Raw genomic sequence first — 23,308 nt, 5'->3', positions numbered from 1 at the left:
CTCGGACGGATAACGGATGCCTTCACTAAAGGATCTGAAAAACCGCATTGCCTCCGTAAAGGCGACGCAGAAGATTACCAAGGCGATGAAAATGGTCGCCGCGGCGAAGCTTCGGCGCGCCCAGGAAGCTGCGGAGGCCGCCCGGCCTTATTCTCAGCGCATGAGCGCCGTTCTCGCCAACATCGCCAAGGCGGTCGAGGCAGACGTTGCTCCGGCGCTGATGACCGGCACCGGCAAGGACGACGTGCACCTGCTCGTCGTCTGCACGGCTGAACGTGGCCTTTGCGGCGGTTTCAACTCGCAGATTTCCCGTTTTGCCCGCGATCACGCCCGCAAGCTGATTTCGGAAGGCAAGACGGTCAAGATCATCACGGTTGGCAAGAAGGGTTACGACAGCCTTCGCCGCGAATTTGCAGCCAATGTCATCGAGCGTATCGAGCTACGCGACGTGAAGAGGGTCGGTTTTGAAAACGCCGACCAGATCGCCAAGAAGGTGATTTCGCTCTTCAACGCTGGCGAGTTCGATGTCTGCACGCTGATCTATTCGGAATTCAAGTCCGTCATCAGCCAGATCCCGACCGGCCTGCAGCTCATTCCGGCCGCAACGCCTGTTGTGGAAGAGGATGCCGCGACGCAGAGCGCCGTCTACGAATATGAACCGGATGCGGCTTCTATTCTGGAAGACCTTATTCCGCGCAACATTTCGGTTCAGGTTTTCCGGGCTCTGCTCGAAAACGTTGCCGGTGAAATGGGCGCCAAGATGAGCGCGATGGACAATGCAACGCGCAATGCCGGTGAGATGATCAACAAGCTGACGCTTTCCTACAACCGTCAGCGTCAGGCTCAGATCACCAAGGAACTCATTGAAATCATTTCGGGCGCGGAAGCGCTCTGAGGTAAGGAAAGAGGGTAAGGATAATGGCTAAGGCAGCTACCCCCAAGAAAACCGCAGCGGTGAACGGCGCGGGCAAGGTTACCCAGGTTATCGGCGCTGTTGTCGACGTGGCGTTCGAAGGCGAACTGCCTCCGATCCTGAACGCGCTCGAAACCGAGAACAACGGCAACCGCCTCGTTCTGGAAGTCGCGCAGCATCTCGGTGAAAACGTCGTCCGTACGATCGCCATGGACTCGACCGAAGGTCTGGTTCGCGGTCAGGCCGTCGTCAACACGGGCGCTCCGATCGAGGTTCCGGTCGGTCCAGAAACGCTCGGCCGCATCATGAACGTCATCGGCGAGCCGGTTGACGAAGCCGGTCCGATCGTAACGGCCAAGAAGCGCGCCATCCACCAGGACGCACCTGCCTATGTCGAACAGTCGACGGAAGCGCAGATCCTCGTCACCGGCATCAAGGTCGTCGACCTTCTCGCACCTTACGCCAAGGGCGGCAAGATCGGCCTGTTCGGCGGCGCCGGCGTTGGCAAGACCGTTCTCATCATGGAACTCATCAACAACGTCGCCAAGGCACACGGCGGTTACTCGGTATTCGCCGGCGTTGGTGAGCGTACCCGCGAAGGCAACGACCTCTATCACGAAATGATTGAGTCGAACGTCAACAAGCTTGGCGGCGGTGAAGGCTCCAAGGCTGCGCTGGTTTACGGCCAGATGAACGAACCGCCGGGCGCCCGCGCCCGCGTCGCTCTGACCGGTCTGACGATCGCTGAAAACTTCCGCGACGAAGGCCAGGACGTTCTGTTCTTCGTGGACAACATCTTCCGCTTCACGCAGGCTGGTTCGGAAGTGTCGGCTCTGCTCGGCCGTATTCCTTCGGCCGTGGGCTACCAGCCGACGCTGGCAACCGACATGGGCCAGATGCAGGAACGTATCACCACCACGACCAAGGGTTCTATCACCTCGGTTCAGGCGATTTACGTTCCCGCCGACGACTTGACCGACCCCGCGCCGGCCACTTCGTTCGCCCACTTGGACGCAACGACGGTTCTGTCGCGTTCGATCGCCGAAAAGGGTATTTACCCGGCTGTTGACCCGCTCGACTCCACCTCGCGTATGCTTGATCCGATGATCGTCGGCGAAGAGCACTATGAAGTGGCCCGTAAGGTTCAGTCGACCCTGCAGCGCTACAAGGCTCTCCAGGACATCATCGCCATCCTCGGCATGGACGAACTGTCGGAAGAAGACAAGCTGACGGTTGCCCGCGCCCGCAAGATCGAGCGCTTCCTGTCGCAGCCGTTCTTCGTTGCCGAAGTCTTCACCGGTTCTCCGGGCAAGCTCGTCGCTCTCGAAGACACGATCAAGGGCTTCAAGGGCCTCGTCAACGGCGAATACGACAGCCTGCCGGAAGCTGCTTTCTACATGGTCGGTTCGATGGAAGAAGCCATCGAAAAGGCGAAGAAGCTGGCTGCCGAGGCTGCCTGATCATGAATTGGCAGGCGCGTGGTTCTAGCCGCGCGCCTCGCCGACAATGGTGGCGAAACCGGAACGGCTTTGCCTGCGTTGTAAAAGACAAGTCCGTGACGCCCGCGTAATTGAAAAGAAGTGAATAGCCATGGCTGACAGTTTCAAATTCGATCTCGTTTCCCCGGAGCGTCTGCTCGTTTCCGAAACGGTTACGGAAGTCGTCATCCCGGCTACGCTGGGTGAAATGACCGTTCTGGCCAATCACGCGCCGACGATGACCACCATCAAGCCGGGCCTGGTAACGGTGAAGTTCGCTTCCGGCGAGACGCATAAATATGTCGTCTTCGGCGGTTTTGCCGATATTCTGCCGACCGGCTGCACGCTTCTCGCTGAATCGGCTGTTTCTGCCGATGATATGTCTCCCGACACGCTGCAAAAGCGTATCGCCGCGGCCAAGGCCGAGATCGAAGAAGGCAATCATCATCACGAGCATCTGACCAAGCTTGAAAAGCACCTTTACGAACTGACGAACCTGCATGAGGTTCTCGTCGCTGCTTGAAAGCACCGGGCGGGTTCGAAAGAATGACTGCCCACAAAAAACTTAAAGCAGAAAGCGGCCGTTTCGGTCGCTTTTTTGTTTTCGGCCTCCAGCCCGTCAGGCGTGACATGGCTCTCTGCGCGCGCTGTTCAGTCAAGTCTGCACGAGGCTGTAGAATGTCGCTGGCAGAATTGCGCGACTGATTTACGTGCGAGAAATGGGGGAACGCTGAATAATGCCGCGCCTCCTGCGGTTCCCAATCGACCGGCGGCGCGGGAAACCGATTCCGATTTTCAGGGCTATAGGTTAGATGTGATGCCGGGAAGAGATGTCGCTTCTGTATCGTGAGCGGTATTGGATAAAGTTTCGTGACGGAGGAGTAATCGGCGTGTCGGCATCGGCAAAGGCAAGTTACCGAAGGGTCGCAAGAACCGCTCTGCGGGAAGGGGTTGTCAGCAGCGGTGAGCGTGCTGTGCCTGAGGAGGTGCCGGTCGCCTTTTCTTACGGTGGCAGCACGCATGCCGTGATGATGGCCAGCCCGGCGGATCTTGTCGATTTCGCCGTCGGTTTCAGCCTCACGGAGGGGATCATCTCCACGCGGGCGGAAGTCCATTCCATCGAGGTGGTTGAGGCCGGACAGGGTTATGATGTCCAGGTGGATTTACAGGACGCCAATGCCGATGCCCTGCGGGCAAGACGGCGGCATATGGCAGGGCCGGTGGGCTGCGGTCTTTGTGGCATCGAATCCATAGAACAGGCCGTTCGCGTGGTTCCGGATCTGAGCGACATCAGAAACAGCGTTGGCGGCCATGATATCGTTGCTGCAATCAGGGCGCTGAACGATGCTCAAAGCCTCAACCGTGAAACCAGGGCCGTTCACGGTGCGGGCTTTTATAATGTGAAAGAGGGGTTGTTGGCAGTGCGTGAAGATGTCGGCCGGCACAATGCACTCGACAAGCTCGCAGGTGCGGTCATGAATGCCGGCTTGGCGACCGGGGAGGGCATCGTGGCTGTTACCAGTCGGCTGTCGGTGGAGATGGTGCAGAAGACGGCCATTCTCGGCAGCCCCATTCTGGCGGCAATTTCAGCACCCACCGCACTTGCCATCGAAACGGCCGAGAGGGCGGGCATCACGCTTGTGGCGCTGGTACGGGGTGAAGACTTCGAAATCTTCACCCGCGCGGATCGTATCATTCTATAACCCAGAGGCCGCCTCATTCGGTGGCCTCTGGTTTCTAAAATTCGGCCCATTCGGCTGCCGCGTTCCCATGGGATATTGGCACGGCATATCGTGGCTGCGGGGCAGGCAGTCTGGTGACGGCGGCTGGTTTTTTGTCGGCCAGGCGGGCGGGTGATGCCGATGCCTCATGCGATATTCTGAACTGCCGCAGCAATTCGTGCAGATTTTCCGCCTCACTGGCCAGGCCGTGGCTTGCGGCAGTGGTTTCCTCCACCATGGCGGCGTTCTTCTGGGTCGCCTGGTCCATGACGTTGACGGCCTGATTGATTTCTCGGAGGCCATTGGCCTGTTCGCGTGAGGCCTCGACGATCGCCGAGACATTGGTGTCGATTTCACCCATCTGCGACTGGATATCCCGCAAGGCCTCGCCGGTCCTGCCAACAAGATCGACACCATTGGCGACCTGCTCGCGGGAGGTATTGATCAGGGATTTGATTTCCTTCGCAGCCACGGCGGATCGTTGCGCCAGTTCGCGTACTTCCTGCGCCACCACCGCAAAACCCTTGCCGGCTTCACCGGCGCGGGCGGCTTCAACGCCCGCATTCAAGGCCAGAAGATTGGTCTGGAACGCGATGTCGTCAATAACGCCAATAATGTTGGTGATCTCGCCGGAGGAGCGCGAAATCGCGTCCATGGCGGAGATCGCCTGCTGAACGATGTCACCGGAGTGCTCGGCATGTTCTCTTGTCCGCAGCACCAGCTTGCCGGCCTCGCCGGCGCGCTGGCTGGCGTCGGAGACGGTGGTGGTGATTTCCTCCAGGGCGGCTGCGGTTTCCTCCAGCGAGGCCGCCTGTTGTTCGGTGCGTTGCGAGAGCTGATCGGCGGCGATGCGGATCTCGCCGGAGCCGGAGGCAATCGTCGAGGCATTGTGGGCGATGGTCTGCATGGTGGCCTGCAGCTTGCTGACGACCTCATTGAAATCCGCCCGCAGCTTTTCCATGCTGGGCACGAAGCTGTTGTCGAGGCGCTGTACGAGATCGCCTTCGGCCAGTGCCTGCAGGGCTTCGGCAAGCACGGTGATGGCGCTCATGCGCGGTGTCACATCCGTGGCGAATTTCACCACTTTGACCACTTTTCCCGTGTCATCCAGTACTGGATTATAGGCGGCCTGGATCCATATTTCCTTGCCGTTCTTTCCGTAGCGGACAAATTCATCCGAGATGAATTCCCCGGCCGCCAGCCGCTGCCAGAAATTGCCATAGGCAGACGAGGCGGCATAGGTGGGATCGCAGAACATGCGATGGTGCCTGCCCTCGATTTCCTTGAGGTCGTAATTCACGGTGGCGCAGAAATTCGGATTGGCGGTGATGATGGTGCCGTCGGGAAAAAATTCGATGGTGGCCTGCGAGCGGGAGAGCGCTTCCAGCTTGCCTGCATCATCCACGGCCTTGATTTTCTTGGCGGTGATGTCGGTGGCAATCTTGACCACCTTATAGGGCTTGCCCGAACGGAAAACCGGGTTGTAGGAGGCCTCGATCCAGATGACCGAGCCGTCCTTGCGGATGCGGCGATATTCCTTCGCCTGAAATTCACCGCGGGCAAGAGAATCCCAGAAATCCTGATAGGCCCGCGACGCGATAAGCTCGCTGTCGCAGAAGATGCGATGATGTTTGCCGACGATCTCGGTGAGATCATAACCCAGCGCCGCGCAGAAATTTTTATTCGCGGTGAGAATATTGCCTTTAAGATCGAATTCTATGACTGCCTGCGATCTGGATATCGCATCGAGCAAGTTCCTGTTATCTGCGCTTTTCCCTAACCCCAGCATTAGACGTCCCCCAAAATCAGCCGACGGCGCGGTGAGCCGCACAGGAGATGCGGTCCACGTCGTATCATGTTGAACAACGAACAGGTTTGCCGCTGAAGGCGGCAATGCAGGCACTTCTGTCTCTCGGCCCTTGGTCAGGTATCTGCCCGCGTGATGATTGTGCTGGCGCGCTACTGATCTACGGCTATTAATATTAGACATCTATAATATTAAAAATGTTCTTATTTAATAAAACAGATGAAAAGGAAAAACAAAACCGCCGGGCGGGTGCTCCGGCGGTCTGAATTAACCGGTGGCCTTGCGGTGGCTAGGCCAGCCGAAAAGGCCTGATCAAGCGGCGAGGTCTTCCGCTTCGGTTCCCTTGAACATCTTCGCAAGGTTCAGGAAGCAGATCATGCCGTGTTCGTTGGCAATGATGCCTTCCGAATAGGACTTGTCGAACGAGGCCGAGATTTCCGGAACCGGCTGAACCTGGTTTGCGGGGATAGTCAGAATGTCGGAAACCCGGTCGACCAGCATGCCGATGACCATATTGTGCACTTCCGCCACCACAATGGCGCTTCTCTCATTGGCGACGGTGCTCTTCATGCCGAGCTTGTGGGCCAGATCGATGATCGGAATGACCGAGCCGCGCAGGTTCATGACGCCAATGACGTCTTTCGGCGCGTGGGGAATGGGCGTGGAGGGCGCCCAGCCGCGAATTTCGCGGATGGTCGTCGTCTTCACGCAGAATTCCTGATCATGCAGGCGGAACGCGATGATTTCGAGCGTCTCACCGCCAAAATTGGTAGAGTTAATCATTGCCATCAGAATTCTTCCCAATGCTCGCTGTGGAGGCCGGCGCAAGTGCACCGACACTTGCATATGCGGATTTGGCGTTCTGCCTGGTGCCTGAACAGCCGGAAACAATATTTCCGTCTTCAATGGAAGATTCGTAGCATGAGATGGTTTCGCAAACCTAAATGTGAACCGCCTCAATATTCCTTCTCGTAAAATATACCGGCTGCGCCTTCACCATCGCCGCCCGCCTCACCGCGCAGCTTCACACCACGCCCGACATCGAGGTTGATGATCGCCTTTGCGCCGGACTCGCCGCTTTGCTGCAGCTCGAGATAGGTTCTTTCGTTGAGATATTTGCCGGCGGAAACGCGGGCCTGTCCTTCGGAATCGGTCGAAATATCGAGATCGTCGACACCGAGATTGCTTCTGAGCTTGTCGAACAGCGAGGTGGAGCGCCCGCCGGCCAGCTGGGCGGCGGCATCGGCCAGCCTTGCGATCTGCAGAGCCGAGAGTTTCGACATGGACTGGCCAAAGATCAGCTGCGCCATCACCTCATCCTGCGGCAGGGCGGGCGCCGAGGAGAAAGCAAAGGTCGGATCGTTGGCATTGCCGGAAACGGACACGGTGATGGTCGTCGAGCCGACCGTCGAGTCCGCCTTCATGTCGAGAACCGGGACGAGGCCGCCGCCGAAACTGATATTGCCGGTGGTGAAATCGAGGCGGCGGGTGAGGATTTCAAGCCTGCCGCGACGCATTTCAAAGCCGCCGGAAATGACTGGAACGGCCGCCGTGCCGCGGATCGTCAGATTGCCCGTGAGTTCCGCATCGATGCCGCGTCCGCGTACGAAGATGCCGCTCGGGGCATTCACCTGCAGATCGAGGTTGATGGTGGACGAACTGCCGCTGCCGCCCTGATCGCCGCCGAGGGCCTTGGCCTGGGCTCGGACCTTCGGCGGGGCGTTCTTGTGCTTGACGTCGATTTCCGTCAGCGAAGCCGGGAGTTTTTCGGGAATGGTGATGGCGCTTCTGTCCAGCGTCAGATTGCCGCCCAGTATCGGGGAATTCAGCAGCGGGCCTTTCAGCGTCAGCGTACCGCTCACCACCGTCGTCACCAGCGTGCCGTCATTGTAACCGGCGCGATCCAGCGTGATCGATATATCGGCGGGGAAACCCGAGCCGCCGGCAATACCGACGCTGCCGGTTCCGGAAATCGTTCCGCCACCGGCGAGCTTCCCGTTCAATCGGGAAATGACGGCGCGATCACGGTCGAAGGTGATTGTTGCGCCCAGGCCATTGATCGTCAGGTTTCGGCGCACATCCGTCAGGCGCGTGCCATCGGTGGTGATGCTGCCGGTTACGGCGGGCGCGGAAGCGCTGCCGGATATTTTCACATCGATGGCCGCGGTGCCGTCCACATCGAGCCCCTGCGCTGCGGTTTGCGCTGCAACGGCGGAGAAGGGCAACCTGCCGGAAAAAGCCATGGAAAGCGGGCGATTGCCGGCGATGCCGAGCGTACCGCCGCCGGAAAGCGACATGCCGCCCTGGCCGGTCACATCAGTGTCGATCTGCAGGTTACCGCCAGCAAAACGGCCGTTCGCCTTGATGCCGAGCGCGGCGAGCCCCGCGGCGCGTGTCTGCGCGACCTCAGCGTTAACCCAGTTCAGATTGTAATCGACAGAGGGGTCGGATGCCGCACCCTTGGCACTGACCGTGCCGGAGATGTTGCCGGCGGCATCCAGCCCGGCGGCGAAGGCGTTTGCAAGACTGGCGGGGAGCGAACGGATATCGGCCCTGATGTCGAGTGTCGACCCGGCGGTGCCGTTGACCTCCACACGCCCGTCGCCCGTGACGATTGTCAGATCGGAGATGCGGGCCGCGCCGTTCTGGATGGCGATGGTGCTTGGTTTTTCAAGCCGCACCGCAATGCCCTTGGGGGCGGCGGAAAAAGCCTCGACCCGCACCGTCATCGGCGATCCGCCTGTTTCGGCGCTGCCCTTCACCACCAGCGGCGCGTTGTCATAACGGCCGTTGACGTCGAACGCAGTCGTGGTACCGGAATGGCCGATGGTGGCGTTCAGGCCTGATATCGCAGCGGCGCCGGCATTGACGCTGTCGGCGCTGACCTTGCCATTGATGGCGAGCGCCTGAAGATCATCGATGGAAATATCGGCGGCGAGCTTGGAGATCGTTGTTGTGCCCTGACGGATGCTGCCGCCATTCGCCTTTATCGTCGCGGCGATCCGGCCATTGGCGTTGCTCAGCGCGATATCGCCGGCAATATCGCCATCTGCCTGCTGCGCTGCAAGCGCGGCCAGCAGGGCGAGATCGGGGAAGTTGAAGGAAAGAGTGCCGCTCGGAAGGAATTGCTGCGAGAATTGCAGTTGACCGTTCAAGATATTGCGGCCCACCGCAACATGAAGTTCGGGTATCGCCGTGCCGTTTTCGGTCTGAACCACATTGGCGTTGGCGTCGATCTTCTGCCTGTCGAGGCTGCCGCTGGCTGTCAGCTTTGCCTGTGGTGCGGCCGGGTCGGCCTTGCCTGACGCGTTGACCTTCAGTGCTTCAAGCGCTCGTCCGGCAAGGGTCGCGCTTTCGGAACTCAGGGTGACGTTGAAATCAGGCGCGGTGAGCGCGCCGCTGGCTTCGATTGCAAAATCTGCAACACCTTTCGCCTGCGGCGTCAGCTTTTCGAGAGCCGGGAACTTGCCCGTCAGGCTGGCATTCAGTGCGTCGTTTTCGAGACTGACACTGCCTGCCGCCTCGATCGTTCCGGATTTCACGACGAGGTTCTCAACGCCGGTGCGCCCGCCGATGGTCAGGTCGATATCGCCCTGTAGGGCAATGGTGGTATCGAATTTTTCCGCGAGCGCCGGCGGAAGAGTGGCGGGCAGCGCAAAGAGCTGCACACTCGATGTCAGGCGGCTGTCGGCGAGATTGAAACTGCCGTTCAGCGTTCCGCCGACGCTTGCGCTTTCCAGCGTCGCGCCGTCAAAACCGATGGCGGAAGAGGTGAGGCTGAGCGGCGCCTTGATGGTGAGCGGCGCACGCACCAACCGGTCGATATCCGGGCTGACGAAGGAGGATTGGGCCACCGCGAGAACGGTGGCGATCGTGCCGCTGCGGTCCGCAATATTAAGATCGGCGCTTTCGGCGGTCAGTTTAAAATCGTCAAGCCTGCCCTGCGGCAGGGAAAGGCTGCGCAGGGACACAGTGGTGTTGAGATGCGCGGCATCCGCACCGCCCTTCAGGGAGAGATCGAGGCCGTTGATGAGGGCCTGAACTTCGCCATTGCTCAGCGGCCAGCGAAAATCCACGGGCCCGGCCGTGCCGATGAGATTGGCGGCGAGATCGTTCTGGCCGTTCGGATCGACGGTGCCGGATGCCGTCAGCAGCAATGTACCTGTCTCCAGCGTGCTGCTGCCGATTTCGATGCGGCCCTGCGGTGAGAGCGTGGCGTTTGCATCGAGCTTTGTCTCACCGGCAAAAAGCTGGCGGAAGGCGGGAGGCAGAAGCAGGTCGGGCTGGCCACCGCCTGTGATTTCGATACGGCGCGTTCCGTCTTCGCCGAGTAGGTGGCGGCCGGTGACGTTGACGACAGGGTTGCCGGCGACATTGCCACGCAGCGTGCCCGTCCAGTTGGAAAGAGGGCCTTCGCCATTGAGGTCTATCGCCACGGCAGGTGTGCCGGGAAGCGACAGCAGCGTGGCGAGAAGACCGCCCTCGGGCTCCTTCATTTCCGCTTTCAGCTTCAGAACATTCTCATTCGGAAGGAAAGCGACGTCGGCATTGACCTCCGCATCCGGCGCATTCAATCGGTGAGCGGTGAGAGACAGCCGCATATCGTCCTGAGCGGCCTTGAGATTGCCTTCGGCGGTCAGGTCGAAAGGACGACCGAGAAGCGATTGCCCGAGGCTGATATCGGGAAAGCGGAAATTGTCGATGGCGATTTCGATCGGCAGCGAGGAACTACCGGAACTCTTGGCTGTCGTTTGCTCGGGCGCAAGCGGCTTGCGTTCGACATCGATCGACCCGGCCGAGACCCGATCGGCATGGAAGGTGCCGGCAAGCAGCGAAAGCGGCGACCAGTCCACCGCGATCTGGTTCACGCGGGCATAGGGTCCCTGCCTGTCCGAGAGGGTGACATTGTCGAGCCGCAGGCGCCCGGTCAAAAGGCCGCTCGGTGGAGAAATCTCGATTATCTGATCGGGCGTGGAAACGAGCGATGAAATCTGCTTTGCGGCAATTCTTGCGCCCATCGGCGTAAAACCGACGAACAGAACCGCAAGCAACACCAGCGCCACGCCGCACAAAGCGACGTAACCCAGCCATTTCAGCAATCGAATCAACGTTTTCATAAAGGGTAATCTACACTCTGTTGCAAGGGTGTTCGACCGCGGCGTTTAAAAAGACTGGCCGATGCCAGCATAAATGCCGAAACTGTTACCGCCGTCATATTTATCAAGCGGCATGGCGACATCGAGACGCAGAGGCCCGAAGGGTGTCGCGTAACGCAGACCGATACCGGCGCCAGCCCGGATATCGGAAAAATCGGGTGTCACGTCTTCCGAAACCACGCCCGCATCGATGAAGGGCACGATGCCGATCGTATCGGTAACCTTGATGCGGGCTTCGATGGAGCCGACGACATAGGAGCGGCCGCCCGTCGCGTCGCCGGCGGCATTATAGGGCGATATTTCCTGGTAGCTGTAGCCGCGCACCGATCCGCCGCCGCCGGCATAAAAACGCCTGGTGGTGGGTATGTCCTGCAGATCGCTGCCGCCGACCAGCACGCCGCCGGAAAGTTTTCCGGCCATGATCAGCCGGTCCTCGGCGCCAAGTCCCTTGTAGCCCGAAATGGAACCTTCGAAGGAGGAAAAGAAGGTGCCGTTCAGTGCTTCATAGCTCGGCTTGGCGGCCACCGCGGCGCGAAAGCCTTCAGTGGGATTGAGCTTGTCGTCGCGGGTATCACGAATGAATTCCAGCGGTATGGAGGTGGTCAGATATTCGTTCTTGCCGAAGGCGTCTTCGGTATCGGCCCATTGCACCTCGAGACCGGCCGCGGCGGTGTCGGTATCGTTGAGTTCATAGGCAAAACCGGCCGTGCCCGTCAGCGTCTTTGCCTCATAGGTATCGGGATGTTCGGTCTTGGCGATCAGGCTGGTCTTGAAGGTCGTGCGTGGATTGAACATACCGGGTTTGGTGAAAGTGATGCCCGCCGAATAATCCATGCCTTCGACGCTCGATGCTTCGGCGATGCGCGAGACCGAGCCTTCGATACGCAGCGATTCCGCCTGTCCGAACAGGTTGCGGTGACCCCAGTAACCCTGGAGGCCAATGCCTTCCGTGGTGGAATATTGCGCGCCGACACCGAAATAGCGGTGCTTGCCTTCAGACACCTCGATGGTGAGCGGAATGGTGCCGTCGCGGGCGAGCGTTCCCGCCTCCTTGATGGTCAGGCTGGAAAAGACGCCCAGCTGGCGCAGCCTGTCGGCGGCCTTGCGCAGCTTTTCCGGCGAATAGGGCTCACCGCCATTGAGGCGTGAATAACGGCGTATGAAATCGCCATCGACGGTTTTTTCGCCTGAAACGGTGACCGTGCCGAGCGGGGCGACGGGACCGCCTTCAGCCGCCATGGTAATGTCAACCGTGCTGGTCGCGTGGTTTGCTACCGCCTCGCGCTTTGTCAGCTTCGCAAGCGGCCGGCCTTCGGCCTTCAGATCGTCGATCAGCTTGTTGCCGGCGCGGATGATCGCCAGAGAGCCGGCATCGCCGCCGCTGATCAGGCCATATTCTTCGAGGTTGCGACCGGTCACATCGCCTTCGAGCCGGACGTTGCCAAGCGTGAACTTCGGACCGGGCGTCACCGTTATGACCACGGGTACCGGCACGCTGTGATCGAAAACCGGATTGGGCGGCAGCTCGTCGACGTTTTTCCCGGCCACCGTAACGTTGACGATGCCGCCATAACGGGCGTTTTCATAAAGGGCTGCAATCAGCCTGTCCCTGTCGTCTCTTGCCTTTATCAGAAGGCCGAGATCGCCGGAGGCGGGCTTGTCCTTGTCGGCCAGGAGAAGCGAGCTGTTTTCGAGGCTTTCTTTCAGGGATTTGTCAGCGTCGGCAGCATTCAGCGTAACGGCGTATTTTACCGGATTGATAACTTCGACTTCAGGTTCCTCCGAACCCCACAGCCGCATGCCGAACAGTTTGAAGGCGAAGGCGTCACGCGTAAACGCCGGATACAAAGCGAACGTGAAAGCAACCGCAAGTGCGGTGCCAGCCTTCCGATACGCAATACCTGTCTTCGGGTTAGTTCGTGTTCTTCGCATAAGCTGCTTTATGGTTGAGCCTTTATTGTCGCCCTAACCCGTTTCCTGTCCGTTAACATTGCAATTTAATCATAAATAAACGGCTTTGAGGACCCTTCTTCCTGTCTTTTGCCCGCCACAACGCAAAAAGCCCCGGGTGACCGGGGCTTCTGTGCAACGGTATCTCGTGACGAGATTAGCGGCAACGTGCCGTGTAACGCTGACCGTACTGGTCGCGATAATAGCAATAACCCGGCTCAGAAGCATTGCCGATCAGGGCGCCGCCTACACCGCCGATTGCTGCGCCGACTGCCGCGCCACGAACGTTGCCCGTGATGGCTCCGCCAATAACAGCACCGGAAACGGCGCCGATCGACGCACCCTTCTCAGTCTGCGTGCAGCTTGCAAGCGACAGGCCGACGAGCGCAAATATGATTGCCTTTTTCATGAAACTCTCTCCAACGTTACAATGAGCTCTTCGGCTCGGTAGGCGTCCCATATTTATCTGCGGCGACTGCTACCTCCGACCGCCACAGATAACTAACAATTCGATGCCGTTTAGGGAAGCCTCCTCTTCAGGCATTCCTCCCGAGCGCAGATCGATTGCGTCCCAAACAACGGGGCCGTGCGAAAAAGGTTCCAGATTTCGCGGTTTTTTGATGTGAATCAATTTTGTACTTTTCATCGGCTTCTATAAACGGTTTATTGGAATGGTTCAAAACAACGGCGAATTGACGCAGAGGCAGTTAAAGTGACCTGCATGGGTTGACGGCCCCGGTGTCGGGGCAGAAAACGATCTGGTCAATTCTGGAGCATGGCATGGACTTCGAGGCATTTTTCACGACAGAACTGCAAAGCCTGCATTCTGAGGGACGTTATCGCGTTTTTGCGGATATCGAACGCCAGCAGGGTAATTTCCCCCGCGCGACACGGTATAACGCCAATGGCGAGCGTAAGGATGTCACGGTTTGGTGTTCCAACGACTATCTCGGCATGGGCCAGAACCCGAAAGTCATCGAAGCCATGAAAGCCGCCATCGATCACTGTGGCGCGGGTGCGGGAGGCACCCGGAATATTTCTGGCACCAACCACTACCACGTCCTGCTCGAGCGCGAACTTGCCGACCTCCACGGCAAGGAATCGGCGCTGATTTTCACCTCGGGTTATGTTTCCAACTGGGCCACCCTCGGTACGCTCGGTCAGAAAATTCCGGGCCTGATCATTTTCTCGGATGCGCTCAACCATGCATCGATGATCGAAGGCATCCGTTACGGCCGTTGCGAGCGGGTGATCTGGAAGCACAACGATCTCGAAGACCTCGAGGCAAAGCTGAAGGCGGCGGATCCGAATGCGCCGAAGCTGATCGCCTTCGAATCCGTCTATTCGATGGATGGCGATATCGCGCCGATCAAGGAAATCTGCGATCTGGCCGACCGTTATGGCGCGATGACCTATCTCGACGAAGTCCACGCCGTCGGCATGTACGGACCGCGCGGCGGCGGCATCGCCGAGCGCGAAGGCCTGATGGATCGCCTGACGATCATTGAGGGAACGCTCGGCAAGGCCTTCGGCGTCATGGGCGGTTATATTACCGGTTCTACAGCGGTCTGCGACTTCATCCGCTCCTTCGCTTCCGGCTTCATCTTCACGACGGCCTTGCCGCCGTCGCTTGCCGCCGGCGCGATTGCGTCGATCCAGCATCTGAAGGCAAGCCCCTTCGAGCGCGCCCGCCATCAGGACCGGGTGCGCAAGCTACGCGGCCTTCTCGATGCGCGCGGTATTCCGCACATGGACAACCCAAGCCACATCGTGCCTGTCATGGTGGGCGATGCCGCCAAGTGCAAATGGATTTCGGATATCCTGCTCGATAGTCACGGGGTCTATGTGCAGCCGATCAATTATCCGACCGTGCCGCGCAAGACCGAGCGCCTGCGCATTACGCCGACACCGCTGCATAGTGATGCCGATATCGAGCATCTGGTTGGCGCTCTGCACCAGCTCTGGTCGCATTGTGCGCTGGCGCGGGCGGTGGCGTGAGGTTCGCCGGAGTTTTCTGAATGTAAAGATGAAGAGAAGCGAGCTCGGATAGCGGGGTGAGATGCAGAGGCCAGTCCAGTATCCCAAACCGGAAGATTTCATAGCCGCGCTCGCCAATCCGTTCGACAGCGAAGCCGTCACGAAGGTTGTGGCGCCTTTTGGTCTGAGTTGGTCGAAAGCCGTCAAACTCGACAGGGATCTGGCGATATTTGATCTCAGCGCGACAGCGTTCGGCGTGGACTTTCATTTCAAAGATCAGGGTCTGGTGAATGAAAACGATGGCCATTCCGTTGGTGAGGGTCCCAACCTGCTGACCAGTTGTGCTTGCTGGGGTTATGAGAAAGGTGTCGAAACCTATGGCGGGCCTTTGTGGAGAGACCTTCGTTTCTCAGACACCACAGCCGATGCAATCGCCAAGCTGGGTGAGCCGAACCGGATCGGACGATACGATATTCACCGTTGGATTTTTCCGGATTTCCAGCTGTCGATCCACTGGAACAGCCCAGACAAAATCCGCGTCGTATCTTACTGGATGGTATCGGAATAGACCGCACCTCTGTGGCGATGCCGTTTAAGCCGCTTTTCCGATGTCGGCGACTATCTCCATCGCATGATCTCGGGCCTCCTCATCCGCTGCGAAAACGTCTTCAATCGTGGCTGCGGAGCGACCGTCATGCATGCGGTCCATGACCGTTTCGACGATCTCGGCCATATCGAGAAAACCGATATTGCCCGCAACGAAAGCGTGAAAGGCGGTCTCTTCGGCGGCGTTCAGGGCGGCGCCCTGCAAACCGCCGCGCTCCAGCGCCGTGCGGGCCAGACGGATCGCCGGGAAACGGGCTTCATCCGGCGCTTCGAAATCCAGCCGCGCCAGTTTTGCGAAATCCAGCCGCTCGACACTCAGATTGCCGCGTTGCGGATAGGTGAGGGCATAAGAAATGGCGGTGCGCATGTCGGGAGAGCCGAGCTGGGCGATATAGGAGCCGTCGGTATAACCCACCATCGAATGGATGATCGACTGCGGATGGACGATCACCTCCACCTGGTCGGGCCTGAGATCAAAGAGATATTTCGCTTCGATCATTTCCAGCCCCTTGTTGAACATCGAGGCGCTGCCGATCGACACCTTCAGTCCCATGGACCAGTTGGGATGCGCGCGGGCGATATCCGCCGTGACATTGGCCATCTCGTCACGCGACCAGGTGCGGAACGGGCCGCCGGAGGCCGTGAGCACGATACGTTCCACGGCCTGCCTGTGTTCGCCCGTCAGGCACTGGAAGATCGCACTATGTTCGCTGTCGACCGGGATCAGCCTGCCGCCGCCCTGTTTGACCGTGCGCAGAAAAACCTCACCCGCGGAAACGAGGCATTCCTTGTTGGCAAGCGCTATGTCTGCGCCACGTCGTGCGGCCGTCAATGTCGGGGCAAGGCCGGGCGTTCCGGCAATCGCCGCCATCACCCAGCCGGCTTCCATCGAGGCTGCTTCTTCAAGCCCCGACTTGCCCGAAGCTACCCTTATTCCGGTGCCGGCAAGGGCGGATTTCAGCGCTTCGTATTTGTCGTCTTCGGCCGTGACCGCGAACCGCGCGCCGAACTCACGCGCCTGTTCCGCCAGAAGCGCGATATTGCCTGCGCCGGTCAATGCCATGATCTCGAAACCGTCGCGGCCGCCAAGCTGACGGACGACATCCAGCGTATTGGTGCCGATCGACCCCGTCGAACCCAATATCGTCAGCTTGCGTGGCATTTCACTGGCATTCGTCATGTTCAGTCCGTCGGTCGTTTCCGGTTCGCAGCTTTGGTGCACGTCGCTTTCCCGAAACCGCTACACAGTTTCGGTCGGCACGCATTAGCCTCTACTCGCGAAAACCAGCCATAACAAGGATAAAGCCGGGCTATTGTTTTTGTGCGGGGCAAAGCCATATGCAAGAAAACAGTGAAAGGATATTGATGCGACGCTTCCTGGTTTCCAGCGGATGGATTTTTGTAGCGAGCCTTGTGCTGGTTCTGGTCTTCATTCCTTTCGATCCGCGCCTTTCCGAAAGCGCACAGGCTCTGCCAGGCGGTGTGGTTTCCTTCAACCGCGCCATTACCGACTTTGGAACGTTTCGCTGGATGCTTTATTCCACAGGAGCGCTCGCAATCCTCGCCTATATCGGTGCGCGGGTCCTGCAGGCGCAGACCTATGCCGGCCGCCTGAGAACGGCATGGCGGCTTCTTGCTTACTTCTTCCTGACGATCGGGACGGCGAGCATTCTCGTGCACACGCTGAAATTCCTGATCGGGCGGGCGCGGCCGGAGCTGCTTCTGGAAATGGGCGCCTATAGCCTGACCCCATTTACCGGTGACAATCTCTATGAAAGTTTCCCTTCCGGCCATTCGACGGCCGCCGGAGCTTTTTTTGGTGTTTTCGCCATGCTGATGCCGCGCTTCCGCTGGGCATTTCTGTTGCTTGCCCTTGTTGTCGGCGTTTCACGCGTCATTGTTGGTGCGCATTATCCAAGCGATGTCGCCGCCGGGCTGCTGCTGGGCATATGGACGGCCATGGCCTTCGCCTTTATCTTCGCCCGGTCCGAAATGCTGTTTCGTTTCGATGCACAGGGCTGGCCGCAGCCGAAAAATGCAAATCTTCCGGCGGCGGACGCACGATAGAGAGCTTTAACGGGATGAAAACGGGGGAAGGTGATGGAAGACGCGAAAGCCCGGCATGAAACGGACGGCGGGGCCGTTCAGCACATCCGCACTTCCGTTGCCGTGGCCGGCGGCGGGCCGGCCGGCTTGATGCTCGGCCTGCTGCTCGCCCGCAGCGGTATCGATGTGGTCGTCGTTGAGAAACACGGGGATTTTCTTCGCGATTTTCGCGGCGATACCATCCATCCCTCCACGCTTGAGCTGATGGAACAGCTCGGTTTCATCGATGAATTCCTGAGCCTGCCGCATACGCGCGCGCCACAGCTGCACGCGGTTATCGACGGTGAGCGCATCACGATTGCGGATTTCTCCCGCCTGCCGGTCCGCCACCGCTTCATCGCTTTCATGCCGCAATGGGATTTTCTCAATTTCATCGTCGGAAAGGCGGGGCAATATGAGAATTTCCGGCTGTTGATGAATGCGCCCGTAACCGACCTGATCGAGCGCGACGGGCGTGTCGGCGGTCTCACCGTCACTACGGCGGAAGGCGAAATCGAGATCGAGGCCGATCTGGTGGTCGGTGCGGACGGGCGCAACTCCATCGTCCGCGAGGCGGCGGGGCTCGAAGTCCAGCGCTTCGGTGTTCCGACCGAGGTGCTGTGGATGCGCCTTTCGAAACAGCCGGGCGATCCGAAAGAAACCATGGGTCATGTCGGCTCGCGACAGGGTTTCGTCATGATCGATCGAGGTGACTACTGGCAATGCGGTTATGTGGTGCGAAAGGGATTTTTCGCGGACATAAAACTCGAAGGGCTTGAGGCCTTCCGGGACAGGGTTGCGGAAATCTGCCCTTTCCCGCGGGAAAGGCTCGATGAACTCGGGAGCTGGGACGATGTGCATCTCCTGACCGTTCGTATCGACCGGCTGAAGCGCTGGTGGAAACCCGGCCTGATCTGCATCGGCGATGCGGCCCACGCCATGTCGCCTGTCGGCGGCGTCGGCGTCAATCTGGCCGTTCAGGATGCGGTTGCGGCAGCCAATATATTGGTGCCGGTGCTTGTGTCCGGCCGGACCATTGGCGAAGACGATCTCGCTGCAATCGAAAAGCGGCGATCCTTCCCGACCAAGGCTACACAGTTTCTGCAGCGGATGATGCGTATCGGCCGCAAGAGCGGACAGGCGGAGAAAAGGGAAAAGCCCAAAGGCCCGCCGGCTTTCGTGCGGGCGATCATGCGGTTTCCGCTTCTTTCTCACCTGACGGGCCGGCTGGTGGGGCTGGGTTTCCGACGGGAAAAGATCGAGACGATGTGAAGCCGCTCAGGCGGTGCCGGCGGCTTCTTTCTCATATTTCAGTCCGATAACGGCGGAACCGATCAATCCCGGCTCGATGCGGCAGATGGCGGGCACGACCAGCGGGCGGTCGAAGCGTCTGAGAATGCGGCTCCTCACCACCTCGTCCAGAGCAGCCAGAAGCGCCCTTGAATTGGAAAGCCCGCCGCCGACCGGCACGATCGTTGCACCGGTGACGTTGATAACCATCGCCAGAGGCGAGGCGAGAATATCGATGAGGATGTCGATGGTTCTGGCGGCCTTTGTATCGCCCGCTTGCCAGGCCGCAATAATATCTTCGCTGTTCATCTCCTGCCGATGAAGATGGGCGTGCAGTTTTTCCATGCCGCGGGCGCTGCCGATGGCGTCGACACAGCCGGTGAGGCCGCAACCGCATTCGAAGCGCGGCAGCGAGACGGGCGGATTGCCCGCCAATGTTGCGGCGACCGGCCCATGTCCCCATTCGCCGGCAAAACCGCCATCGCTGTTGATGAGCTTGCCGTCGATCACCAGTCCGCCGCCGACACCCGTTCCGAGGATGACGCCGAAGACCACGCGATGGCCTCGGCCGGAGCCGATTTCGGATTCTGCAATCACGAAACAATCCGCATCATTCGACACGATGACGGGGAGGTTCAGCGCTTTTTCCAGTTCGTCCTTCAATACCCTGCCATGGATGCTCGGAATATTGGCGACGGTGGCCTTGCCATTGTCGGGGTCGATGACGCCGGCAATCGACAGTGAGACACAGCCAGGGGTGCCGCCGCTGCCGTCGATGACGGATTTGAGGCCGGCGGCGAAGTCTTCGAAACTCGTTTTCGGCGTTGGTATGCGCGGTACGGGGCGGATATCGTCGGGCGCATAGGCAATCGCGCCCTTGATGGTCGTTCCGCCAATATCGAAACAAACGATCATGATTCACACTCCGGAATGTGCGGCATCGTGGACTTTTTCTCCGCCGATCCATGTCGAATGTATCTGGATGTCGGGTGTCAGAATGACGAAATCGGCATCGAAACCGGGCCGGAGGTTTCCTTTATCCGAAGCGCCCATGGCCTGCGCCGGATAGGCGGATGCCATTCTGAGCGCTTCTTCCAGAGGTGTATCAAGCTTTTCATGCATGAAACGGATGCAGGAAAGCATGTCGATATCCGCTCCCGCCAGTGTGCCGTCGGCCAGGGTCAGTCGCCCGCCATTACGATAAACGCGCCGGCCGTTCAGTTCGAACCCGTCATCATTCGTGCCGATGGTGGACATGGCATCGGTGACGAGGAAGATGCGGGCCGGGCCGTTCTTGGCGCGCAGCGCAATGCCTATCGCGGCGGGATCGACATGGAAACCGTCGGCGATCAGTCCGCAATCCAGCTTGCCGTTTGAAAGTGCGGCGCCGACCAGCCCCGGCTCGCGGTGGCCGAGCGGGCTCATGGCGTTGAAGAGATGCGTCACCATGGATGCGCCCGCCCCGGCATAGGCCGTCGCGACATCGAGGCCCGTATCGGTATGGCCGAGGCTGACGACGATACCGGCTTTGCGCAGCGCTGCGACCTGCTCCTCGGTTACGTTTTCCGGCGCGATGGTTGTCAGCACGAAAGGAAGCTGCGCCTTGCAGTCCGTCAGAACCGCAAGATCGGCCGCTTCCATCCTACGGATCAGCACCGGATCATGGGTGCCCTTACGTGCGACAGACAGATGTGGCCCCTCGAAATGCAGGCCGAGAAAGCCGGGCACCCCTGCCTTGTGGGCGGCGATGCCGGCTTCGGCGGCCTTGGCTGTAATATCCGGCCTGTCGGTGATGAGCGTGACCATCAGCGCCGTGGTGCCGAATTGCGCATGGGCCGAGCAGATGCGGGCAATGCCTCCCACGTCTGGCTCATTGTTGAACATCACGCCGCCGCCGCCATTAACCTGAAGATCGATGAAGCCCGGCGCAATGAGCAGTCCTTCCGCATCGATGATTTCGGCGTCCGCGGGCACGGACACACGGTCGGCGATGTCGGCAACGTGGCCATCACCGGTCACAAGCACCTTGCCATCGTGCCAGGCGGAACCATCGAAAATACGGGCGCCGACAAATGCCTTGCTGCTGCTCATTGGGTTTCCGTCACCTTCTTCAATGCCACGGGCGCATCCGGATTGAAGCCGCGTGCGCGCGACAATTGCTCGATGAAGCCGTAAAACGGGGCGATCAGCAACAGGGCGTCGGTCAGCGGGTGGTTGGTTTCCACGAAGGGCAGAGGCTTGGCCGGGCTGCCTTTTGCAGAGGTAACAAAAACACTTGCGCCCTTGCCGGCAAGACCGGCCGCGATATCCGTCACTGACGTTTCGGCGCGGTCACGCGCGGCAAAAGCGATGACGGGGAATTTCGGTGCGACCAGCGAAACGGGGCCGTGCATCACTTCCGCCGAGGAATAGGCCTCCGCGTGGAGTTCGCAGGTTTCCTTGCATTTCAGTGCGGCTTCCGCGGCAATGGCGAGGGCCGGGCCGCGGCCCAGCATATAGAGCGATTCCTCACCCTTGACCGCCTCGCCAATATGGCTCCAGTCGAGCGCGATGGCCTTGGCGAAATTCTGCGGCAGGGCGTTGACGGCTTTGGCGAGCAGGCTGTCTTCGGTCCATTCGGCAAGGATTGCGAGGCCAGCGACGATGGAATTGACGAAGGATTTGGTTGCGGCCACTGCCTTTTCCGGTCCCGCCTGAATATTGATTGCGTGATTGGCCGCCTCACCCAAAGGGGAGGGCAGTGTATTGACCAGCGAAAAGGTGAGCGCGCCGCCCCTGCGGGCGCTTTCAGCCAATGCGACGATGTCAGGGCTTTTGCCGGATTGTGAGACGGCGAAGGCCGCCGCCCGTTCCAGCCGCAGCTTTGTCTGATAGATCGAAGCGAGCGAGGGGCCGAGCGAGGCGACCGGAAGCCCGGTCTGCAATTCGATTGCATATTTCAGGAAATGCGCGGCGTGGTCGGAGGATCCGCGCGCAATGGTGACGATAACGGCCGGGTCGCGAGCCTTCAGCCTCTCTCCGGCCTCGTGGAAGTCGCCATTGGCATTGTCCAGCAGGCGGGCGACTGCATCGGGAATCTCGTCGATTTCCTGGCGCATCAGGGTTGTCATGGTTTTGTGTCCTTGATCAAGATTTGTCACTCGGGACCCATCGTCAGTTCGGCGACGAGGTCATAGGCATCACTGCGGTATAGCGCGCGGGATATTTCCATGAGGCGCCCACTTTCCAGATAGGCCATGCGCTGAACGGAAAGCGCCGCCGAACCCGGCGGAACGCCAAGCAGCAGGGTTTCCTCATCCGTGAGATTCCGGGCCGAGATGCGCTGTATGGCGCGCACGGGGCGAATGCCGTTTTTCTCGAGCTCCAGATAAAGCGAATTTTCCACCAGTTGCGGATCGGGTAGGATATCGCCCGGCAGACTGGTGACTTCGAGTGCGATCGGCTGGTCGTTGGCAAGGCGCAGGCGTGTGAGCCGCGCCACCATGGCGGATTGGGAAAGGCCGAGCGCCATCATCTCGTCGCCGGTCGGGTGGAACAGGCCTCTGTCCAGCCAACGGGTGCTCGCCGTCATTCCGCGCCGGCGCATGTCTTCGGTGAAGGAGGTGAGCTTGGTCAGGGGCTGCTGCATGCGGGTGATGGGCTTGACGACGAAAGTACCCGAACCGTGCCGGCGGACGAGAAGGCCGTCGCGAACGAGATCGTCCACCGCCTTGCGCACCGTGACGCGGCTGACGCAGGCGCTTTCGGCGATATCGCGCTCCGGCGGCAAGGCGTCGCCGTGCTTCAGCCGGCCGCCATTGATGGCGTCTTCAATTGTCTGGCGCAGTTTCAGGTAAAGCGGGCCGCCGCCTGATTGCAGGTCGTCCAGATTAAGCGCTGCCCCGTTCATCCATAACCTCTGTCACGATCCATAGTGGTCGGCGATATGGCCGGCTCTGGCTATATCATATGCCACGCAATCGGCAATACCAAAATAGAACCATTACTAGATTTGTACGATTAATCGGTGATTTTTTCGATACTTTGCCGAATAATAAGGCTGAATGCTTGATATTTCCGCATTAACCAAAAAAAATTTCCCAATAACGGAATTGCTCTGGACGATTGGCATTTTTTTGGTATTGTTTTTTGCGTCGGTGGTCGGCAACGATCCGTTTCGTATCCGTCGCGCCGGGGAAATCGATTTCCAATTCGCGGCAGCGTTTGCGAAATCGAATTTAGCTTGACCGGTGTGAAAATTAATTTCATCGTGGCAGGAAATTATCGCAGATAACTGGATAACCAGCACAGAAATGGTTGTTTCTGCGAAAATGAATTACGAATGA

The 23,308-nt window shown here is 59.4% G+C and carries 19 protein-coding genes; 9 read left to right on the top strand and 10 right to left on the bottom strand.

Annotated elements, in window-relative coordinates:
- The first annotated feature begins 16 nt into the window (after positions 1 to 16).
- The 4 genes from N5D22_RS14290 (at position 17) to fdhD (ending at position 4,094) form a co-directional block, all read left to right on the top strand.
- Positions 17 to 895 carry a F0F1 ATP synthase subunit gamma gene (locus N5D22_RS14290; protein ID WP_279656670.1) on the top strand — a complete coding sequence of 293 codons (879 nt, stop codon included), beginning with the start codon at positions 17 to 19 and terminating at the stop codon, positions 893 to 895.
- A 23-nt stretch (positions 896 to 918) separates the two neighbouring features.
- Entirely contained in the window at positions 919 to 2,373 is a 1,455-nt protein-coding gene (gene atpD / locus N5D22_RS14285) for a F0F1 ATP synthase subunit beta (RefSeq protein WP_279656671.1), read from the top strand.
- 130 nt (positions 2,374 to 2,503) lie between these two features.
- Positions 2,504 to 2,914: a F0F1 ATP synthase subunit epsilon gene (locus N5D22_RS14280; protein ID WP_279656672.1), complete on the top strand. Its 411-nt coding sequence runs from the start codon at positions 2,504 to 2,506 to the stop codon at positions 2,912 to 2,914.
- A 451-nt stretch (positions 2,915 to 3,365) separates the two neighbouring features.
- Positions 3,366 to 4,094, top strand: coding sequence for a formate dehydrogenase accessory sulfurtransferase FdhD (fdhD, locus tag N5D22_RS14275; RefSeq protein WP_279656758.1), 729 nt, complete (start codon positions 3,366 to 3,368; stop codon positions 4,092 to 4,094).
- Between the two features lie 34 nt (positions 4,095 to 4,128).
- Here the strand turns inward: fdhD and N5D22_RS14270 are convergent, their stop codons facing one another.
- The 5 genes from N5D22_RS14270 to N5D22_RS14250 all read right to left on the bottom strand — a co-directional run bounded on the left by N5D22_RS14270 (position 4,129) and on the right by N5D22_RS14250 (position 13,434).
- Complete coding sequence (locus tag N5D22_RS14270) at positions 4,129 to 5,901, bottom strand: methyl-accepting chemotaxis protein (RefSeq protein WP_279656673.1); 1,773 nt, start codon at positions 5,899 to 5,901, stop codon at positions 4,129 to 4,131.
- 330 nt (positions 5,902 to 6,231) lie between these two features.
- A complete protein-coding gene (locus N5D22_RS14265; RefSeq protein ID WP_003504949.1) occupies positions 6,232 to 6,708 on the bottom strand; it encodes a chemotaxis protein CheW in 477 nt (158 codons plus the stop codon).
- Between the two features lie 167 nt (positions 6,709 to 6,875).
- The gene (locus tag N5D22_RS14260) at positions 6,876 to 11,036 is read right to left on the bottom strand and encodes a translocation/assembly module TamB (RefSeq protein ID WP_279656686.1); all 4,161 of its coding nucleotides are present in this window, start codon (positions 11,034 to 11,036) and stop codon (positions 6,876 to 6,878) included.
- 45 nt (positions 11,037 to 11,081) lie between these two features.
- Complete coding sequence (locus tag N5D22_RS14255; RefSeq protein ID WP_279656687.1) at positions 11,082 to 13,007, bottom strand: autotransporter assembly complex protein TamA; 1,926 nt, start codon at positions 13,005 to 13,007, stop codon at positions 11,082 to 11,084.
- 175 nt (positions 13,008 to 13,182) lie between these two features.
- On the bottom strand, positions 13,183 to 13,434 hold the full coding sequence (locus N5D22_RS14250) for a YMGG-like glycine zipper-containing protein (RefSeq protein ID WP_003504940.1): 252 nt from the start codon (positions 13,432 to 13,434) through the stop codon (positions 13,183 to 13,185).
- A 371-nt stretch (positions 13,435 to 13,805) separates the two neighbouring features.
- Between N5D22_RS14250 and hemA the strand changes: the two genes are divergently transcribed.
- Positions 13,806 to 15,023 carry a 5-aminolevulinate synthase gene (gene hemA, locus N5D22_RS14245; RefSeq protein WP_078052391.1) on the top strand — a complete coding sequence of 406 codons (1,218 nt, stop codon included), beginning with the start codon at positions 13,806 to 13,808 and terminating at the stop codon, positions 15,021 to 15,023.
- A gap of 61 nt (positions 15,024 to 15,084) precedes the next feature.
- Positions 15,085 to 15,570, top strand: a complete 486-nt coding sequence (locus N5D22_RS14240) for a hypothetical protein (RefSeq protein WP_279656689.1) — start codon at positions 15,085 to 15,087, stop codon at positions 15,568 to 15,570.
- Positions 15,571 to 15,594: 24 nt separating this feature from the next.
- Here the strand turns inward: N5D22_RS14240 and dxr are convergent, their stop codons facing one another.
- Positions 15,595 to 16,788, bottom strand: a complete 1,194-nt coding sequence (gene dxr / locus N5D22_RS14235) for a 1-deoxy-D-xylulose-5-phosphate reductoisomerase (protein ID WP_279656690.1) — start codon at positions 16,786 to 16,788, stop codon at positions 15,595 to 15,597.
- A 185-nt stretch (positions 16,789 to 16,973) separates the two neighbouring features.
- Here dxr and N5D22_RS14230 point away from each other — a divergent pair, with 185 nt between their 5' ends.
- The gene (locus N5D22_RS14230; RefSeq protein ID WP_279656691.1) at positions 16,974 to 17,675 is read left to right on the top strand and encodes a phosphatase PAP2 family protein; all 702 of its coding nucleotides are present in this window, start codon (positions 16,974 to 16,976) and stop codon (positions 17,673 to 17,675) included.
- Positions 17,676 to 17,708: 33 nt separating this feature from the next.
- Positions 17,709 to 18,965: an FAD-dependent oxidoreductase gene (locus N5D22_RS14225; protein WP_279656692.1), complete on the top strand. Its 1,257-nt coding sequence runs from the start codon at positions 17,709 to 17,711 to the stop codon at positions 18,963 to 18,965.
- Between the two features lie 6 nt (positions 18,966 to 18,971).
- Here the strand turns inward: N5D22_RS14225 and N5D22_RS14220 are convergent, their stop codons facing one another.
- The 4 genes from N5D22_RS14220 to N5D22_RS14205 are packed head-to-tail and all read right to left on the bottom strand — an operon-like array spanning position 18,972 to position 22,872.
- Positions 18,972 to 19,898, bottom strand: coding sequence for an ROK family protein (locus N5D22_RS14220; RefSeq protein WP_279656693.1), 927 nt, complete (start codon positions 19,896 to 19,898; stop codon positions 18,972 to 18,974).
- Between the two features lie 3 nt (positions 19,899 to 19,901).
- Complete coding sequence (gene nagA, locus N5D22_RS14215) at positions 19,902 to 21,074, bottom strand: N-acetylglucosamine-6-phosphate deacetylase (protein WP_279656694.1); 1,173 nt, start codon at positions 21,072 to 21,074, stop codon at positions 19,902 to 19,904.
- Positions 21,071 to 22,093, bottom strand: a complete 1,023-nt coding sequence (locus N5D22_RS14210) for an SIS domain-containing protein (protein WP_279656695.1) — start codon at positions 22,091 to 22,093, stop codon at positions 21,071 to 21,073. The genes nagA and N5D22_RS14210 overlap by 4 nt, the downstream gene beginning before the upstream one ends.
- Positions 22,094 to 22,119: 26 nt before the next feature.
- Positions 22,120 to 22,872, bottom strand: coding sequence for a GntR family transcriptional regulator (locus N5D22_RS14205; RefSeq protein WP_003521268.1), 753 nt, complete (start codon positions 22,870 to 22,872; stop codon positions 22,120 to 22,122).
- Positions 22,873 to 23,026: 154 nt separating this feature from the next.
- Here N5D22_RS14205 and N5D22_RS14200 point away from each other — a divergent pair, with 154 nt between their 5' ends.
- Complete coding sequence (locus N5D22_RS14200) at positions 23,027 to 23,209, top strand: hypothetical protein (RefSeq protein ID WP_279656696.1); 183 nt, start codon at positions 23,027 to 23,029, stop codon at positions 23,207 to 23,209.
- The last annotated feature ends 99 nt before the right edge of the window (positions 23,210 to 23,308 follow it).

It is taken from the genome of Agrobacterium sp. GD03872, assembly GCF_029840625.1.
Lineage (GTDB): Bacteria > Pseudomonadota > Alphaproteobacteria > Rhizobiales > Rhizobiaceae > Agrobacterium > Agrobacterium fabrum_A.
The sequence above is the reverse complement of the archived record's forward strand: the minus strand, read 5'-3'. Positions and strand labels throughout refer to the sequence as shown.

Excerpts from the sequence above, each read along its gene's own strand:
- N5D22_RS14290 (WP_279656670.1), top strand. The coding sequence starts at position 17 with ATGCCTTCACTAAAGGATCTGAAAAACCGCATTGCCTCCGTAAAGGCG.
- atpD (WP_279656671.1), top strand. The coding sequence starts at position 919 with ATGGCTAAGGCAGCTACCCCCAAGAAAACCGCAGCGGTGAACGGCGCG.
- N5D22_RS14280 (WP_279656672.1), top strand. The coding sequence starts at position 2,504 with ATGGCTGACAGTTTCAAATTCGATCTCGTTTCCCCGGAGCGTCTGCTC.
- N5D22_RS14270 (WP_279656673.1), bottom strand. The coding sequence starts at position 5,901 with ATGCTGGGGTTAGGGAAAAGCGCAGATAACAGGAACTTGCTCGATGCG.
- N5D22_RS14265 (WP_003504949.1), bottom strand. The coding sequence starts at position 6,708 with ATGGCAATGATTAACTCTACCAATTTTGGCGGTGAGACGCTCGAAATC.
- N5D22_RS14260 (WP_279656686.1), bottom strand. The coding sequence starts at position 11,036 with ATGAAAACGTTGATTCGATTGCTGAAATGGCTGGGTTACGTCGCTTTG.
- N5D22_RS14255 (WP_279656687.1), bottom strand. The coding sequence starts at position 13,007 with ATGCGAAGAACACGAACTAACCCGAAGACAGGTATTGCGTATCGGAAG.
- N5D22_RS14250 (WP_003504940.1), bottom strand. The coding sequence starts at position 13,434 with ATGAAAAAGGCAATCATATTTGCGCTCGTCGGCCTGTCGCTTGCAAGC.
- hemA (WP_078052391.1), top strand. The coding sequence starts at position 13,806 with ATGGACTTCGAGGCATTTTTCACGACAGAACTGCAAAGCCTGCATTCT.
- N5D22_RS14240 (WP_279656689.1), top strand. The coding sequence starts at position 15,085 with ATGCAGAGGCCAGTCCAGTATCCCAAACCGGAAGATTTCATAGCCGCG.
- dxr (WP_279656690.1), bottom strand. The coding sequence starts at position 16,788 with ATGACGAATGCCAGTGAAATGCCACGCAAGCTGACGATATTGGGTTCG.
- N5D22_RS14230 (WP_279656691.1), top strand. The coding sequence starts at position 16,974 with ATGCGACGCTTCCTGGTTTCCAGCGGATGGATTTTTGTAGCGAGCCTT.
- N5D22_RS14225 (WP_279656692.1), top strand. The coding sequence starts at position 17,709 with ATGGAAGACGCGAAAGCCCGGCATGAAACGGACGGCGGGGCCGTTCAG.
- N5D22_RS14220 (WP_279656693.1), bottom strand. The coding sequence starts at position 19,898 with ATGATCGTTTGTTTCGATATTGGCGGAACGACCATCAAGGGCGCGATT.
- nagA (WP_279656694.1), bottom strand. The coding sequence starts at position 21,074 with ATGAGCAGCAGCAAGGCATTTGTCGGCGCCCGTATTTTCGATGGTTCC.
- N5D22_RS14210 (WP_279656695.1), bottom strand. The coding sequence starts at position 22,093 with ATGACAACCCTGATGCGCCAGGAAATCGACGAGATTCCCGATGCAGTC.
- N5D22_RS14205 (WP_003521268.1), bottom strand. The coding sequence starts at position 22,872 with ATGAACGGGGCAGCGCTTAATCTGGACGACCTGCAATCAGGCGGCGGC.
- N5D22_RS14200 (WP_279656696.1), top strand. The coding sequence starts at position 23,027 with ATGCTTGATATTTCCGCATTAACCAAAAAAAATTTCCCAATAACGGAA.